Source organism: Vibrio sp. D417a, from assembly GCF_030248595.1.
In the GTDB taxonomy this organism is placed as follows: Bacteria; Pseudomonadota; Gammaproteobacteria; order Enterobacterales; family Vibrionaceae; genus Vibrio; species Vibrio alginolyticus.
Map to the genome: position 1 here is coordinate 189309 of NZ_JAHGAM010000001.1, position 16494 is coordinate 205802.

General features: G+C 43.7%; 14 protein-coding genes. 4 read left to right on the forward strand and 10 right to left on the reverse strand.

Annotated elements, in window-relative coordinates:
* The first annotated feature begins 125 nt into the window (after positions 1-125).
* From KI742_RS00925 to KI742_RS00935, 3 genes are all read left to right on the forward strand, one after another.
* Entirely contained in the window at positions 126-392 is a 267-nt protein-coding gene (locus KI742_RS00925) for a hypothetical protein (RefSeq protein ID WP_005373876.1), read from the forward strand.
* Positions 393-787: 395 nt separating this feature from the next.
* Positions 788-1636 (forward strand): DNAase, encoded by an 849-nt coding sequence (locus KI742_RS00930; protein ID WP_151515784.1) that lies wholly within the window; start codon positions 788-790, stop codon positions 1634-1636.
* Between the two features lie 164 nt (positions 1637-1800).
* The gene (locus KI742_RS00935; RefSeq protein ID WP_151515783.1) at positions 1801-2664 is read left to right on the forward strand and encodes a DNAase; all 864 of its coding nucleotides are present in this window, start codon (positions 1801-1803) and stop codon (positions 2662-2664) included.
* A 482-nt stretch (positions 2665-3146) separates the two neighbouring features.
* Here the strand turns inward: KI742_RS00935 and KI742_RS00940 are convergent, their stop codons facing one another.
* The 9 genes from KI742_RS00940 to KI742_RS00980 all read right to left on the reverse strand — a co-directional run bounded on the left by KI742_RS00940 (position 3147) and on the right by KI742_RS00980 (position 13669).
* Positions 3147-6248, reverse strand: a complete 3102-nt coding sequence (locus KI742_RS00940) for an efflux RND transporter permease subunit (protein ID WP_176311435.1) — start codon at positions 6246-6248, stop codon at positions 3147-3149.
* Positions 6245-7573: an efflux RND transporter periplasmic adaptor subunit gene (locus KI742_RS00945; protein ID WP_042523281.1), complete on the reverse strand. Its 1329-nt coding sequence runs from the start codon at positions 7571-7573 to the stop codon at positions 6245-6247. Before KI742_RS00945 ends, KI742_RS00940 begins: the two co-directional genes overlap by 4 nt.
* A complete protein-coding gene (locus KI742_RS00950) occupies positions 7560-8216 on the reverse strand; it encodes a TetR/AcrR family transcriptional regulator (RefSeq protein WP_158173376.1) in 657 nt (218 codons plus the stop codon). Before KI742_RS00950 ends, KI742_RS00945 begins: the two co-directional genes overlap by 14 nt.
* A gap of 192 nt (positions 8217-8408) precedes the next feature.
* Complete coding sequence (locus tag KI742_RS00955; protein WP_213972651.1) at positions 8409-9068, reverse strand: HAD family phosphatase; 660 nt, start codon at positions 9066-9068, stop codon at positions 8409-8411.
* Positions 9069-9070: 2 nt separating this feature from the next.
* Complete coding sequence (locus KI742_RS00960; protein ID WP_005373862.1) at positions 9071-10090, reverse strand: ABC transporter ATP-binding protein; 1020 nt, start codon at positions 10088-10090, stop codon at positions 9071-9073.
* Positions 10087-10875, reverse strand: a complete 789-nt coding sequence (locus KI742_RS00965) for an ABC transporter permease (protein WP_005373859.1) — start codon at positions 10873-10875, stop codon at positions 10087-10089. The genes KI742_RS00960 and KI742_RS00965 overlap by 4 nt, the downstream gene beginning before the upstream one ends.
* A 2-nt stretch (positions 10876-10877) precedes the next feature.
* Positions 10878-11768, reverse strand: a complete 891-nt coding sequence (locus tag KI742_RS00970) for an ABC transporter permease subunit (RefSeq protein ID WP_262635986.1) — start codon at positions 11766-11768, stop codon at positions 10878-10880.
* Positions 11765-12589 (reverse strand): alkaline phosphatase family protein, encoded by an 825-nt coding sequence (locus KI742_RS00975; RefSeq protein WP_054574544.1) that lies wholly within the window; start codon positions 12587-12589, stop codon positions 11765-11767. Before KI742_RS00975 ends, KI742_RS00970 begins: the two co-directional genes overlap by 4 nt.
* A 12-nt stretch (positions 12590-12601) precedes the next feature.
* Entirely contained in the window at positions 12602-13669 is a 1068-nt protein-coding gene (locus tag KI742_RS00980) for an ABC transporter substrate-binding protein (RefSeq protein ID WP_005373851.1), read from the reverse strand.
* A gap of 210 nt (positions 13670-13879) precedes the next feature.
* Between KI742_RS00980 and KI742_RS00985 the strand changes: the two genes are divergently transcribed.
* Positions 13880-14608 carry a UTRA domain-containing protein gene (locus tag KI742_RS00985; RefSeq protein ID WP_085569182.1) on the forward strand — a complete coding sequence of 243 codons (729 nt, stop codon included), beginning with the start codon at positions 13880-13882 and terminating at the stop codon, positions 14606-14608.
* A gap of 62 nt (positions 14609-14670) precedes the next feature.
* Here KI742_RS00985 and KI742_RS00990 read toward each other — a convergent pair whose 3' ends face one another.
* A complete protein-coding gene (locus tag KI742_RS00990; RefSeq protein ID WP_005373846.1) occupies positions 14671-16257 on the reverse strand; it encodes a BCCT family transporter in 1587 nt (528 codons plus the stop codon).
* Between the last annotated feature and the right edge of the window lie 237 nt (positions 16258-16494).

A 16494-nucleotide genomic window follows, 5' to 3' on the forward strand; every position in this document is an offset into this window, starting at 1 on the left:
CGAAGATAACGTTGAATATGAGGTTTTATTTAAGTTATTGAAAAATAACAAAATAAAAGTTGGCATCGTATGTGCAATATATAAATTGTAATTAAAATTAACTGCTAATCCTCAAGGAGCTTATTATGAAAAGCGTATTTCTATCTACTCTAAGTCTTATTGCTGTAATGTCATCACCAATCGCTGCTGCTAACACTTTAGACAAAGAGGAGTGGAGCTCAGATTTACGTCAGGACTTTTCTGAAATGAAACATGAAGCTATAGCAGATATTCAGCAAATGAACATGGATGCCATTCACGCACGTGATGAGCGTATCGTGAAAAACATTAAAGATGAGCAAGAACAGTTAGTAAAGGTAACGTGCCACAAAGAGAAAGCAAGCAAGTCATAAACGCCGCTAAAAGAGACTAACAGACGAAAATGAATCCAATACGAGTTCGGTGTTAGTTAGCAGTAAGCACTGACCTTGTTGCTCTACTTGCCAGCCTTTTAAGGCTGGCTTTTTTGTTTCTCATTTCATGGGTGGAGATCAGATCCTCAAGCTTATTATCAATAGTTGGCGTGTTTGATGAGCTATTGCTGGATGGAGCGGATGTAACTTTCAAAAGTGTAGATTTCAGTAAAGTGGAGGTGATGTTAGATATTTAAAATTTAGAAAAGATCCGATCTCCTTTTTGACCTTCATAATACCTTAGTATGTGGCTTACCTTTACTTGAATTAGAACTCATATTGCAGGCTCTCGTTTAAAGGTATTGATGCATATTTGAAGAGTAAGAGATAGACATATGAGTTTTATTAAAATGTGTAAAGATGGTTTTAGAGGAAAGCCGGATTTCTCTGACTTGTTACATAATGCGTTTCAGATAGATGACTTAGTGCTGTCATTTGAGTGTCCGAACAACATATATGAAGGACATGTATACCAGGATCTTGTTAATTTAGAACAGTTCGATGTTGAATCAAAAGTAGAGAGGCATGAAAGGTTTGTAAAGTTAGCTACGGTATATTTTTTGTTTCAGAAGAAAATATTAAACCCTTTGCTTCCTATTAACAAACAAGGTGGATTATATATTAGGTTACGGGTTAAATCTGCTGGAGAAGATATTAATAATATTAGTCAATTGTCTTCATTTTTAGAGAGAGAGTATTATGATTTTTATCATGCCCCGGAGCAAAGTGAAGGCTCTATGAGGGGGTATCATACAGACTTGATGAAAGAATTGACTAAGCGTGTGAATAAACAATGGGGAGAAATTCCAGAAAGTGAAGACCGAAAAAGAGAAAAAGAAGAATATTTAATTAGAGGTTTCTTAAGTGGTTATCCACCAATAAAGTGTGAGCTAGTTGAAGTTGGAAAAAACAAATACTCAAAATACTCAGAAGGTAATCTTAAGTATAAGAGTGAATTACGAAGAGTATACAATTTACCCATAAAAAATGAATTCTACCTGAGCATCGAGTTTTGGTATAAGTACGAATCGATGTTTGCTAAGCAGAAGTTTTTAGATTGGGTGAGAAGTGCGGATGAAACCTTTGAAAAAAAAGTATTGGAATTACTGGATTTGTCTCCGCTCATCGACTCGTATATAGCCAAAGCGGTAAAGGGATTGAACGAAAAAACTAAGGCAGAGTAACACAGCGTCAAGAAAAGCTAGCAAAGTATGTAGCCATGAGAGAAAAATGAATCAAATTGGATGTCTATTTACCTTTGTACGCCATGGCGCACATAAAGCCAATGGATTTAGTATAGAGCTTATCACAAATATCAATACATATTTAAATAACAAGAGATATAAATATGAATTTTATCAAAATCTTTAAAGATGGGTTTAGAGGGAAACCAGATTTTGCACACTTGTTACATAATGTATTCCAGATAGATGACTTAGTACTATCATTTGAATGTCCGAACAATATATATGAATGTCATGTATACCAAGATTTTATTGAATTACAACGGTTCAATATTGATTCAAAAGTAGAGCGGCATGAAAAGTTTATAAAATTGGCCACGATTTATTTCTCTTTTAAAAAGAAAATAATAAATCCACTATTACCAATCAATAAACAAGGTGGTTTATATATTAGGTTAAGGATTAAATCTTTAGATGAAAATATTACTAGTGTTAATCAACTATCCTCATTTATAGAGAAAGAGTACGTGGATTTTTATCATGCTGTAGAGTCACCTGACGGTTCTCAAAAAGGTGATCATACAGAGTTGATGAATGATGCCATTGCGTACGCAAATCATCGTTGGGGAATAGACCCGATAAACGAAGAAAAAAAGAGAGCGAAAGAAGAGTTCCTTGTAGGAGAGTTTCTTCGTGGTTATCCTCCAATCAAATGCCAAGATATCAAGATTGGTGAAAATACATTTTCAAAATATGTAGAAGGAAATTTGGAGTATAAAAAAGACTATCGAAGAGTGTACAATTTGCCTATCAAAAATGAGTTTTACTTTAGTATTGAATTTTTATATGAAATCGAGCCTATATTTGCTCAAAAAAAGTTTTTAGATTGGGTAAGACACGCGGATGAAATCTTTGAAAAAAACGTTTTAGAGTTGCTAGCACTGTCTCCGCTTATTGATTCGCATACTACCTCCAAATCCGAAAGGTTGGCAAAAAAAGTTGATCCAGAGCGTTCATACTTAACTTAAAGAAAAAAGCCCGCGAAGAATGCTTTCACGGGCGAAAAAAGGGCACCAAATTGGGTGTCTATTCATTTTGGAGGTGGTCGAACGTCCATATAAAACTGACAATAGGCTTGGTGAGAGGCTTACCACCAGCGCGACCAACGAGGCTAAAGTTAACATTGTTGTAATGATTGTTAAAATGTTAATTCTTCAATCAATGTTTTCATTATCGTGAGTTTAAATTGTGAATGTGTTGCCTGTGTGTATTTTTACTCTGTGAAATGCCGTTTTTGACAATAAAACATATTATAAATCTTGTGTTGGTTATTTGATTTGGTTATATAAAACTCAACATACTTAATCCTTAACTGTTCATATTTACACTTAATGAGACACAATAACCCTCTGTTTGTTAAGTGATTGTGTGTTTTTTAACGCATTGGTATTGAACAAAAAGCGACCTAAGCCGCTCTTGTTCATTTTGATAAGTTTACTTATCAGTCGTTTTAGATTTCTTCGTGCTTATGGACTAGGCCGAAGTCAGCTAAAATGGCATACGCAGCAGGGATCATAAACAACACCAGCAGAGTGGATGCGAAAATACCAAACACGATGGAGATAACCAGTGGTTGGATAACCTGTGCTTGCAGGCTGGTTTCAGTCAGTAACGGAAGCAAACCTGCTGCAGTGGTCATTGATGTCAGGAATACTGCTCTAAAGCGTTCCCGACTGGCTTTGACGACCGAGTCGTGCACATTATCCCCTTCATCGACATGATGGCGTATGTACTGAACTAACAGAATCGAGTCATTCACCACAATCCCCGCTAATGAGACGAAGCCCATCATACTTGGCATACTCAATGAGTGACCGAGTAGGATGTGTCCCCATACCACGCCAATAAAGGCGAGGGGAATCGCAAGCATGACGACGAATGGTTCCAAATAACTGCGGAATTGGTAACTCAGAATCGCAAACACGCCAAACAAACCAAGCAAGAAGCCTTTACCCATTGATGCCCCAGTTTCAGCGGTATCTTTGGCTTCGCCTTCAAAATCAAAGCGAAGACCAGGATACTTTTGCATAAGCTTTGGTGCTTCATCTTGTTGGAACTGACGAATAATGGCGGTTGAGTTGGCTTTCGTATTGTCGATATCGCCGAATACGCTCACAGTCCTCAAGCCATCAATGCGCTGGATTCTTACGTAATTACGTTGGAAATCCAAAGTCGCAATGGTTGCGAGGGGGATTTGACTGCCATCGGACAAGATAATCGGAAAGTTTGCCAATTGCTGTAAGTCACCGGCTTGTGCTTTATCGAGGCGAACTTCGATTGAAATGTTTTCTACCCCAACTTGGATCTCGTCTGCGGTTTGGCCAAAGAAAGCTGCACGCAATTGATTGGCGATGAGTTGGCCGTTAATCCCGTAAGCTTCTGCGCCCGGACGCAGTTTTACCAAGACTTCTTCTTTACCCATACGCATGTCATCCAACACGCCATGGACACCGTCAAACTCATTTAAGTATTGTTGAATGTCGATAGAGGCGGCTTTGAGCGCATCCAGTTCATCATGCTTCGCTCGAATTTCAATCGCTCGTCCACCCGGCCCCATGGTCGGTTGTTTAAATACCAGTGAGATAGGATCCGCAAGTTCACCAATGTCTTCACGCCATGCGTCGATAAATTCATCGATGAGTGTGTTACGACTCTCGGCGCCCAGCAAATCCAGACGTACCGTGGCAATGTGAGGGCCAGATTCATTCGCGTCGGCGTTAGCGTTGAATTGACTGGTGATGTGTAGAACCAATGGATTGCCGTCTTCCACTTTCTCTGTCCATTCTTTATCTAGCTTTTGAGCGGAAGCGACGATCTTATCGACGACAGCTTCCGTTTGAGACAGAGAAGAACCCGGAGGAAGAATAATGCGCGCTTCTGCAATGTCGCCATCCAACTCAGGGAAGGGTTGGAACTTGAGTAAACCACCTACTAACGTGGCAGCGGAGATAAGAAGTAATGCAACTACGCCCCCCATAAAGGCATAGCGATACTCGACCACTTTATCCACTGCGTTGACCAAGGTGGTGTTGCGGAAGTTTTCAAAAGAAGCGAGCAGCTTTTGTTTGAACTTCGGTGTCTTTCGCTCTTGTTTCTGTTTGTGTAGTGAGTGAGAAAGGTGGTTAGGTAGGATCAAGAAGGCTTCCACCAAACTTAAGCTCAATACGAGGATCAGAACTTGAGGAACTGCTTTAAGTACCGCACCCATTTCACCTTGCAGGAATAACAAGCTACCGAAAATGCACACTGTGGTTAGGAAGGAAGAAATTACCCCCGGCAGTACCTTTTTCACGCCTTTAATTACGGCATCATCGATCTCTTCTCCTCGGTCGAGGTGAGCGGCGATCGATTCGGCAATAACGATGGCGTCATCCATCATGATACCGATGGCCATGAGTAGCCCGACTAAAGACATGATGTTGATGGACAGGCCAAGTTGCGCCATCAAAAATAACCCACCTAAGAAGGCAACGGGTAAACCAGCTGCGACCCAAAAGGAATAGCGAAAACTAAAGAACAACCACATGGTGGCGAAGACCAGAATGATACCTTGCCAACCGTTTTTGACCATCATGGTCAGGCGATCCCAAAGTACGGATGAAAGGTCATTGGTCATTTGTAGCATCACACCGTCTGGCGCGATAGCTTGTTGTTCTTCGACAAATTGAGCAACCCGTTCCTTGATACGCAGTGCGTCATCTTCTTTGTTTTTGCTGACTTTTAGTAGGGCAGAAGGGTGACCATCGAAGAGGACTTTCTGTTCGTCCAATTCAAACCGGTCGGTAATCGTCGCAATATCTCTTAGACGGATGATTGATCCATTTGGACCAGATCCCACGACGATAGTCTCAAGCTCTTCCGGCGTTACGCGTCGTTCGTCAAAGCGGATCAGAAAGTTCTTATCTGGCGTTTCGACATTACCACTTGGCAACTTGACGTTTTGACGACCAATCTGCTCTGCAATATCACCCACACTCAAGCCAAGTTGGCGAATGGCTTGAGTATCTAACTCTACTCGGTATTGGTGGTCAGAGAAGCCTGCAACTTCAACCAAAGAGACATCGTAATCGATTTTTAACGTGCGTTTAAGCTGTTCGGCATACGCTTTTAGCTCTGGCCATGTGGTATCTGCGGTGATCGCGACATCCACAACTGGCTCGTTCCAATCGAGCTCTTGGACCACAGGAGATTCAATCTCTTGTGGGAAGTCGTTTATCGAGTTGATCTGGGTTTGAACATCAACCAACATGCGCCCAATGTCGGCTTCTTCATTCAGTTTTAAGATAAGACGCGCAGAACCCTCAATCGCTTCACACTGAGTTTCTTTAATGTTGGCAAGGCCATCGACAGCATCTTCCATTCGGATACAGATGCTCTCTTCTACCTCTTGAGGGGAAGCGCCAGGGTAAACCACACCGGCTAGGATGTAGGGCGGATCAAACTCAGGAAAAGTTTCACGCTTAATCGTGGAAAGTGAAGAAATCCCCAATATCAGCAGCGTTAGCATCAGCAAGTTGGCTGCTGTTGGATGCTTGGCGAAGAATCGGATCATGAATCAGACTCCTCAATAGCCGTTTCTGACTGTTCAGGTGACTCTTTCAATAGCATGCCGTTAATCGCAGGCAGCAAATCGTTGATGATCAGCTTCTGACCTTGCTCTAGTTCACCATCGATCACCACTTGGTTATTGCGGCGATATAACACTTCAACCGTGACGACTTGCAGACGGTTGTCATCTCCCATCAGGTAAATCTTATCGCCATGAAGCGCACGCTCTGGGATGACCCAACTCGGGTTCTCTTGTCCCTCAATCAAGGCACGCACAAACATGCCGTTCACCAATGGAGGCGCAGACGTTGGGTTTAATGCACGGTAGTCTTGTTCAATTTCCAGAATCACACCGGCCGTCGCTTGGCTTGGATCAACCGTTTCACTGATGCGTGCAACTTTCGCAGGCCAGCTTGCAGAGAGGTTACCGCTGCTGAGTTCAATGTTGGCATGAATCGCATTCATATCAGGTTGTGGAATACCAGATTCATCGCGGACAAACTCACCGATGCTCGCCGCCAAAGTTTGCATGTCATGAATGGATAGTTGAGCTTCCACTTCCATGACATCAATACCATGTCCTGTCACCATGGTTTGTTGGAGGTTAACCACTTGCTTTTTCTCAATTTCTACGTCAGCAATACGCAAATCGTAAGGAAGCGTGATGATGGTTTTATCAAGCGAGCGTTCGGCCTCATCCACTTTTGATGCATTAACTTTAACTAGGGCTTCCGCGACTCGTTTCTCATCCGGCATCAAACCAATTTGATTTTCAATATCCAGTACTAACTTACGTTGAGAGAGCGCGCTTTGCTCTTGCTGATCTACATCCGATTGCGAGGTTAAGCCTTTCTTACGTAGGTTTTGTTTACGGTCTAACTCTTTGTTGGCGATAACCAGACGGTTGGCTTCTATCTTGAGTGTGCTTTTGAGATTCGCTTCTTCTTGGTTCAGCTTAGCCAGAGAGGTTTGAGCAGATTTGAGATCGGCTTGAGCTTGAACCAGTTTCAACTCGTAATCGAGTGGGTCGATTCGCAAGATTTCTGTCCCTGCTTGCAACACTTGTCCTTTTTCCAGCTGCGGATGGCGGTAGACCACTTTCCCCGTCACTTCGGCTATCGCTTTCCATTCCACTTTTGGGGCGATCTTGCCAAACCCTATGGCTACTGGAGCAATGGCTTTGAGCTCAAGTGGAATCGTCTCGACCAACCGTGCACGATCTCCAGCGGGTTTTACGGGCAAATCTGGTTTGAGGCTAATCGCCAAAAACAGAATGACGACCCCCACCGCAAGAGCAGGAAAGAACAGCAGCTTTTTATTTATCTTCATATTGTTCGCCCGAGTCTAAAAATCCATGTTTCATCAGTTGTATGTTGTGTTCGAATAATCGGTTCAAGAAGGCTTCAGAAAGTTCAATGCCATGAATGGCGAGCAGTGCTGGTGGTGCCATAAAAGGAAATACCATCAAGCTGATGTAAGAGACGCGACAAAGTTGAGGGTCGGCGTCTTTTCGTAAAACGCCACTGTCGATCAACTTATCAAAGATCACGCCTTGCATTGGCTTACTGATATCTGCGAAGACTTTTTCGAGCAGTTTGCGTTGGGTTTCCGATGGGGGCATATTCATAACTTGGGCAACTAAGCGTGGGAACTGTGGTACCTTGATCATTTCGCGGTAGTAGGTGCGCATTAGATCGAGAAAGTTTTGCTCGTTACTGTTGGATACCAACGTCTGCATCTGCTTTTGCATCGGTGACAGTGTTTCGCGCAACATGGTCTCGAACAAGCCTTCTTTGTTGCCAAAGTAGTAACGAATCATCGCCACGTTCACGCCTGCTTTCTGCGCGACTAGGCGAGTAGAGACCTTGTCATAAGCCATAATGGTGAAGAGTTCGCGCGCGTGGAAAATCAGTTTTTCCCGTGCGTCGATATTATCTGTGGGTCTTCCCGCCCTTCGATGCGCTTCCGTCACAATCTTCTCTCAAAATATTAAACATTTGATTAATTATAAGACGCTGATTTCTCATGCGACATGTGAAAAATTAATCAGTATTTAATCAAGTGATTAATTTGTGATGAAGAGAAGTAAAAAAGAGCAGAAAGAACTGCTCTTTGAACAAATAGAAAAGTATTTACTTAGGAAAAACGGTCTTTTGAGGCTAGATCACCCCCAACTTAACACACTCCAATTCGGTCTGTTGGCGTGTTCTTTTAGTTGTGGGCATGGATTTACCAGATAAGCGTAGTTCGCGTATTCACAAAGCGGTAAATCGTTGATTGAATCGGTATAGAAATGGATTTCGGAATAAGGCTCAGGCTGATTTTCTAGCCACTGTTTTAATCGCGTGACTTTGCCTTCACGATAACTCGGGATACCGTCGATTTCAGCAGTATAACGGTTGTTTTTCTCGATTAAATCAATTCCGAGTGCGGTTGGAATATTAAGACGGCGACCAACGGCTTCCACCAAAAAAGTGACGCTGGCAGAGATGATAACCATATCTATACCATCACGAGACAGTTGCTCAATCAGGGTTTTGGCTTGAGGGAACTGTTTAGGCAAAATATGGCTTTCAACACATTCTTCAACCAAGGCGTTTACTTCTTCAATCGGCATGTTTTCTAGTGGCTTCATGGAGAACGCTAGGTAATCTTCCATGTCCATTTTTCCTTCAGAGTACAAGGCCATTAGACGCTGATCTTCCTTAATAAATAAAGGATCAGTCGCGATGCCTCTATCAACCATAAACTCGTTCCAAATCATTGCGCAGTCAGCGTTTATTAGGGTTTCATCCATATCAAAAACATACAAAGGTTTGGACATGTTTAGGCTCTCACTGGTTGAATTTCGTTTAGGTTAAAGAGTAGCTCTAGTTGGCTGCCATTCGCTAGTAAGCGTTCTGAAGAGCGGTTAAGCAAGTCAACAGTGAGCTCACACTCCTCAACGTTCACTTGATAGCGAATAACATTACCTAGAAGCTGGTGGTTGGTGATCGTACCTACTTGTGGCGCTGAGATGTGGCTATCATATTGACGACCTTGCTCTTTTACATATATAGACTCTGGGCGAATCGCTACTTTCCATTCGGTATCAATGTTGAAGAGTTGCTTGGCTTTATTGGCCTCTACAAGGTTGTAGTGCCCCATGAAACCGGCCACAAACTCGTTAGCAGGATGAGTATAAATTTCTTCAGGTGTTCCTGCTTGAACAATTTCCCCTTTACTCATTAGGAAGATACGATCAGACATAATCATCGCCTCTTCTTGGTCATGAGTTACGAAGATAGTGGTGAGATTCATCTCTTTCTGAATGTCTCGGATTTGCTGACGAAGGTGTTTGCGGATTTTGGCATCAAGCGCAGAAAGTGGCTCATCAAGCAATAATATGCGAGGTTTCACCACCAACGCTCGAGCGAGTGCGACACGCTGGCGCTGACCGCCAGAAAGTTGATGCGGATAGTGTTTTTCTTTACCTGCCAGATCCACCAGTTTGATGACTTTAGCCACTTCACGTCGAATATCATCATTCGCAAGCTTTTTCATTTTTAAGCCAAATGCAATGTTGCCTTCGACGGTCATATTGGGAAACAGCGCATACGATTGAAAGACCATCCCAATACCACGCTCTTGCGGGACTTGATGCGTGATATCTTCTCCGTTTACCCAAATCTCGCCTCCATCGACAGGGTTAAGCCCAGCAAGGCTGCGAAGTAGTGTCGATTTACCACAACCGCTAGGGCCCAAAAGCGTAATGAATTCACCTTGCTCGATGTTAAAGTGAATATCCTCAAATACGGTGTTATCACCAAAACGTTTAGTTAGATTTTTCGCTGTTACGTAGCTCATTGTTTGACTCCTCGGCTGAAACGACTTGCCAACCAAGTCAGTAAAAAAATAAATAGGAAGTAGGTCATCACTAAGGCAGACGTAAAGTGGCCGCTCGTCTGACGCATGTTATACAAGTAGATTTGCAGGGTTTCATAACGTGTGCCGACTAAAATATTGGCGAACACAAACTCTCCCAATAGAAATGAAAATGAAAGGAAAAGCGATGCCATCAGTCCTTTTTTGAGGTTAGGTAAAATGACCATCAAAAACGCTTTGGTTGTGCTTGCTCCTAGCAAGTGTGCAGCGTCCATTAAATCGTTAAGGTTAATTGCTTCGAAGCTATTAGAAATCGCACGATACATGAACGGTAACGCTATGGTGAAGTAAGTACCTACTAGAATCCAAGGAGTACCGATAAGGGAGATTTCACTGTCAGCATAAAGTTGAAGCAAGCCGACGGAGGACACCACTGGTGGTACAGCGAATGGTAGCAAAATCAATACGTTCATGAGCTTATCGAGCCTTGGAAAGTAGTAAAACACCACGAATATCGCTGGCAGAACCAGAATCACACTGAGGGTTAGCGAAGCAATACAAATAAACAGCGAACGCCCAAACGCTTGCAAAAAGCGTGGGTCGGTCAGCAATTTAACGTACCAATCAAAAGTGAAACCATCTGGAAGCACCGTGGCGCCCCAGCGTGATGAAAGCGAATAGACAAAGGTCGCTAAAATCGGGATGAGCATGATCCCAACAATGGAATAAACCACCGTTTTATGGAATCGAGTATTAACGTTGTTCATGACTACTTCCTACCTGCATAGCTTTTCGAAATGAGCCATTGGTTAATCACTGTGATAAAGGCAAGTAACGCCATTAGAATCACCGAAATTGCAGCGGCGAGATTAGGTTCAAGGAACAGGTCTCCCGATACCAGACTCGCAATTCGAATTGTGATGACGTTATAGTTACCGGAGGTCAGCGCATAAACACTCGCATAAGCGCCAATTGCGTTGGCTATTAAGATAATAAAGGTACCGAATAAGGCTGGTGAGAGCACTGGCAGCGCGACTTTCGCCCAATACTGTGATGTTTTGGCTCCCAGTAGCGCAGCTGCTGCTTGCCAATCATCACTCAACGCGTCGAACGCAGGGTAGAGCAACAACACCGCCAGCGGGATTTGGAAGTAGATGTAAATGGCCAGCAGACCCCATTTACCATAAAGGTCGAAATCACCGAGTAAGCCATACTGCTTGAGCAAAAGGGTAATCGCCCCATTGGTGCCCAAAATAATGATAAAAGCGAATGACAGAGGTACGCCTGCAAAGTTGCTGCTCATGTTCGTAAACGCAATCACACCGTCGCGGACTTTAGAATCGACTCTGCGTAGAGAAGAGACCAACAGAGTCGCAATGGCTAAGCCAAAAATGCTCGACCATACAGCTAACCACAAACTGTTGCCAAACGCTTGCATCATAAAGGCGGAGTCGAGCACTTCAATGTAGTTATCGAAGGCAAACTCGCCATCGTAGATAAAGCTGTTTAACAGCACCCAAATCATCGGTGCGAGTTGAAATAGATAGAAAAACAGCGCGAAAGGCGCCAACCAAATGGCTGGCTTAAAGCGCTTTAACCAAGTACTTGCCAAATTTGAGCGTGATTCGCTAGAGCTAGGGGAGAGGACAGAACTGCTCATAGTGCTAACAATTCCTGAGTGTATGGCTTCGTGTGGTCAAGGTTTAGCAATTGACAAACGGTGCCACAAATATCAGTTTGCTTAATATGACAATCTTGATGGGTAAACTTATCACCAATGACAAACAGGGGAACTTCTCGTTCTTCAGGTAAAATCCCACCGTGAGAAAGATCGTTGTTCATGCCATGATCGCTGGTCACAATGATTTGATACCCATCAGCAAGCCATTGATCGATGTAGTTGGAAAGAATAATGTCTGCACCTCGCGCACAATTGCGGTATTGGCGAGAGTCTAGGCCAAACTTATGTCCTGTATCGTCGATATTCATCGGGTGGATCAGTAAGAAATCAGGTTGATAGTTGCGACGTAAATACTCTGCGTCCAGGAACAAGGCTTCATCAGGATAATGATCCCAATGGTAAAAGTAGCCGTGCTGGATATTCAGGGTTTCATCATGCGTGAAACGATCGCGAACAGGTTCAAATGGCGCGCGATTATAAAGCTCACTTACCCAGTGGTAGGCAGCCGCAGCGGTCACTTTTCCTTGGGCTTTTGCCAAACTGAAAATGGAATCGTGTTTGGATAGACGAACGATATTGTTGTTTACGATGCCGCTTTCTACAGGGCGAACGCCCGTTAAAATGCACTCATAAAGTGGGCGAGACATAGAGGGCAGCTCACACTGCACAGGATAAAGCGTTGCGCGAGTTTCTTGTTGGGAACGACTTTGTTCTAGAAGACCATTGAGGTAGCCCATGCAATCACGGGCTACCTGATAGTTCAGTCCATCTAGAACAACAAGGATGACCTTATTGCTCATAACGACTTACTCTTATTGCTGGTGGATTAAGACACTTTCTTGCCATTGACGTGGCAGCTTACGTGCGGACTTTTCCCAAGCTGAGAAGTCAGTCACTGGGTGAACATTGCTGTATTGGTCATTAGCAATTAGCTTGTCTTGCACTGCTTGAGGCAGTGTGATGTTGGTGCGGATTGGACGCGCATAACCTTCTGCTAAGTTGATTTGCCCTTGATCGCTGAAGATGTATTCACGAGCAAGCTTTGCTGCATTAGGGTTCTTCGCGTATTTATTGATTATGGTTGTATAACCAGAAATCACAGAGCCATCTTGAGGAATGCTCACTGTAAAGCGGTCGCGGTCAATTTTGTCGCGGTAGTTCAATGCATTGAAGTCCCACATGATCGCCACTTCAACTTCGCCTTTTTCTAGGTTGGCGATGTTCGGATCGGTAAATGAAAGACGACCTTGCTTCGCGAGTTCAGAAAAGAATTTGAGCGCAGGCTTGAGGTTGGATTCGTCCCCACCGTTGGCGAACGCTGCGGCGAGAACCGCGTTGTTTGCCTGTGCTGCTACGCCTACGTCACCTACGGTCACTTTGTAGTCGCCTTTTAATAGGTCATCCCACGTTTTTGGCGCGTCTTTTACGAGGTTATTGTTGGAGATAAAAGAAATAGTGCCAGTGTAAGCAAGTGCCCAATGACCATCTTCGTCTTTTGCCCAATCTGGGATGTCATTCCAAGTTGTTGGTTTATATGGCTGAGTGACGCCTTTTTTAACCGCTACACGTGCGAAGGCAAAGCCTACGTCACCAATGTCTGCGGTCGCGTTTTTCTTCTCAGCTTCGAATTTTGCGATTTCTTGAGCCGAGCTCATATCCGTGTCTTGGTGCTTAAGGTTGTAATTTGACTTTAAATCAGCCCAAGTGTCTTTCCAGTTTGCCCAACTGTCAGGCATACCCACACTGTAAACCGCCCCTTCTTTTTGTGCTGCTGCTACCAAAGATTCAATATCGGCTTCTTTCGCTACTGTTGGCGTAGCGAGCGTTACCGCAATGATTGCCGCTGGTGCGGTAATTGAACGACTTAGCAAAGTTTTCATTGTCTCCATCCTTCTGGACTAGGTCAGTAAGTTCGCTTTGTATGCTATGGATGGAATGTGACGATTTAGCGCAAGTAATTTGACAGTTTTGCTGATTTTATATGGCACTTATATTTCATACGTTCAGTATGTGTTCTGTTGATTAATGTCATATTTTTGTTACGTAAACGCCTTATGTTATTCGTCAAATTATCGTTGGACTAGATCAGAATGAGAGCGACAGGCACCGGACAATTTGGTACCCAATTAGGAAAAATTAGAAGCAGCTTAAAACAGCAGATTCTTTCCGGCATCATGTCGGAAGGACAAAAACTGCCGTCAGAGAGAGAGCTCAGTGAGCTGTTTTCTACGACTCGAATCACTATCAAAGATGCGTTGGTGTCTTTAGAAACTGAAGGTCTTATTTATCGAGAAGAGCGCCGGGGTTGGTATGTATCTCCTGAGCGTATCTGTTACAACCCGTTGTCTCGTTCTCACTTCCATCAGATGATTCGAGAGCAGCATCGTATTGCAGAAACTAAGCTACTCAACGTGCGAAGTGAAATGGCCGCAGGTGAGTATGCCAAATCGTTAGAGGTTGAGCGAATTACCCCAATTTATGTGATTGAACGGTTACGTTTTATTGATGGGCGAGCGGTATTGTTTGTTGAGAACGTGCTCAAAGCGGCACTGTTTGAGGGTATATTGTCTGAGAACCTCACTATGTCCCTGACGGGCATTTATCGTGAGAAGTATGGTTACGAGACAAAGCGCTCTCGTTTTGATGTAATTCCAACGTCAGCTCCTGCTCATGTCGCTAAGGCGTTGAACCTAGCTGAAGGACAACCCGTTCTGAAAATTCGGCGGGTAAACTACAAACAAGATGGCAAATTAATGGACTGCGAATTCGAGTATTGGCGTCCAGACGCAGTGATGATTCGCATTGATAGCGTAGGATAAAGCGCAGAATTAAAAAGAGCCCAATGAAAGGCCCTTTTTCGCATATTGGTTAGAGAGGCGGTTTAAACGAGGCCTTGCTCTTTCGCCATTCTGCTTGCAATGCCGGGTGCTTTCCAAATGCTTGGCAGCAAAATGAAAGACACAGGCACGGCAGTAATTACAATGAAAGACTGCAATGCAGAAATACCACCAGAGCCCATTGAGATAAGCGCAATAGCGACAATACCCATAATCAGACCCCAGAACGAGCGAATCACTGCGTTTGGTTCTGTTGAGCCCGTCATCACTACACTGATTGTGTAAGTCATCGAGTCACCCGTCGTCACGATAAATGTTGTCGTTAAGATCAGGAACAGAACCGAAATGATCATTGGGTAAGGTAATTCACCAGTAATCGCTAGCAGTGCTGCGGGCAAGTTAAAGCCTTCAAACGCAGATGAAATCAAACCAGGGTTATCAAGTTCAAACGCAAGGCCACTGCCACCAACGATACTAAACCAGAAGCAAGTAATCAGCGGTGCCGCGATGCTAATAGACATGATTAATTGGCGAATTGTACGACCACGAGAGATACGAGCAATAAAGATCGCCATCATTGGGCCATAACCGATAAACCAACCCCAGAAGAATACTGTCCACCAGCTTAGCCAGCCTGTATCACCACGGTAAAGTGCCATAGGGAAGAAGTTATCCACCATACGACCAACGCCTTGCACGTAGCCATCAACGATAAAGCTTGTCGGCCCGAAGAACAGGATGTAACCAATTAATAATACAGATAAAATGATGTTGTAACGACTGACGATTTGAATACCCTTGCTCAAACCGCTCAGTGCGGAAAGGGTATACATCAGGATCGCAGCCATAATAACCATACTTTGCGTTACGAACGTATCTGGCAGGCCAAACAATGAATTTAGCGCGTAGCTAATTTGTAAACCTAAGAAGCCGATAGGACCGATGGTTCCTGCTGCTACTGCAATGATGCTACATGCGTCAGCAACATCACCAATCCAGCCTTTAATGGCTTTATCACCAAACACAGGGTAAAGCAGAGTACGCGGCTTAAGAGGCAGGCCTTTATCGTAATGCAAGTGCATTAAGACAATGGAAGATAGACCACCAAGGATCGCCCAAGCTAAGAAGCCCCAGTGCATAAAAGACTGAGATAGGGCATTGATTGCGGCAGTTTTCGGTGAGGCTTCCCCGTATAGAGGCGGAGCAGTCACAAAGTGCGCGATAGGCTCAGCTGCGGCCCAGAACACACCACCACCTGCAAGTAGAGTACAGAGTACGATTGACAACCACTTAAAGTTATCAATATCAGGTTTCGCTAGACCACCTAGGCGCACATAACCAGTGCGACCAAACGCAAGAGCCAAACCAATTAGGAAATTCAGAAGAAGCAGTACTTGCCAGTAAGCTCCGAAATATTTAGTAGCAAAGCCGAAGCCGGTGTTAACCATTGCGGTTAGAGAGTCGGTATTCGTTAGAGCAAGTAAAACGAATAGAGTGAGGAAGCTACCACTCAACCAAAAGACAGGATTGGTGAGTTCGAGGCGCTTGAGTAAAGATGGGGGATGAATAGCAGAATAGTCAGCATCCTGAATAGGCGCTGTGTGGGAGGCGGCATTCGTCATATTTGACATAATTACTTCGCTTTTTAGGGCTATGAAGCCGTGCATTTCCCCTCACATCGTTTCAACGAAAAGTGTGAGGATGTTCAAAAAGCCGATGATGTTAACATGTCGAAGTTGCAAATATAACCTTAGATTTCGATTAATTTTTAACAGGTTAGCCAAGTTGCTGATTTTTGGGTAGAGATCAAAAGAAAGAGTTTTTACGTGAAATGCACCGCATTTCGTATGTAATTAACATTTCCCTTG

Excerpts from the sequence above, each read along its gene's own strand:
- KI742_RS00980 (WP_005373851.1), bottom strand. The coding sequence starts at position 13,669 with ATGAAAACTTTGCTAAGTCGTTCAATTACCGCACCAGCGGCAATCATT.
- KI742_RS00970 (WP_262635986.1), bottom strand. The coding sequence starts at position 11,768 with ATGAGCAGTTCTGTCCTCTCCCCTAGCTCTAGCGAATCACGCTCAAAT.
- KI742_RS00925 (WP_005373876.1), top strand. The coding sequence starts at position 126 with ATGAAAAGCGTATTTCTATCTACTCTAAGTCTTATTGCTGTAATGTCA.
- KI742_RS00990 (WP_005373846.1), bottom strand. The coding sequence starts at position 16,257 with ATGTCAAATATGACGAATGCCGCCTCCCACACAGCGCCTATTCAGGAT.
- KI742_RS00940 (WP_176311435.1), bottom strand. The coding sequence starts at position 6,248 with ATGATCCGATTCTTCGCCAAGCATCCAACAGCAGCCAACTTGCTGATG.
- KI742_RS00955 (WP_213972651.1), bottom strand. The coding sequence starts at position 9,068 with ATGTCCAAACCTTTGTATGTTTTTGATATGGATGAAACCCTAATAAAC.
- KI742_RS00985 (WP_085569182.1), top strand. The coding sequence starts at position 13,880 with ATGAGAGCGACAGGCACCGGACAATTTGGTACCCAATTAGGAAAAATT.
- KI742_RS00930 (WP_151515784.1), top strand. The coding sequence starts at position 788 with ATGAGTTTTATTAAAATGTGTAAAGATGGTTTTAGAGGAAAGCCGGAT.
- KI742_RS00935 (WP_151515783.1), top strand. The coding sequence starts at position 1,801 with ATGAATTTTATCAAAATCTTTAAAGATGGGTTTAGAGGGAAACCAGAT.
- KI742_RS00945 (WP_042523281.1), bottom strand. The coding sequence starts at position 7,573 with ATGAAGATAAATAAAAAGCTGCTGTTCTTTCCTGCTCTTGCGGTGGGG.
- KI742_RS00965 (WP_005373859.1), bottom strand. The coding sequence starts at position 10,875 with ATGAACAACGTTAATACTCGATTCCATAAAACGGTGGTTTATTCCATT.
- KI742_RS00975 (WP_054574544.1), bottom strand. The coding sequence starts at position 12,589 with ATGAGCAATAAGGTCATCCTTGTTGTTCTAGATGGACTGAACTATCAG.
- KI742_RS00960 (WP_005373862.1), bottom strand. The coding sequence starts at position 10,090 with ATGAGCTACGTAACAGCGAAAAATCTAACTAAACGTTTTGGTGATAAC.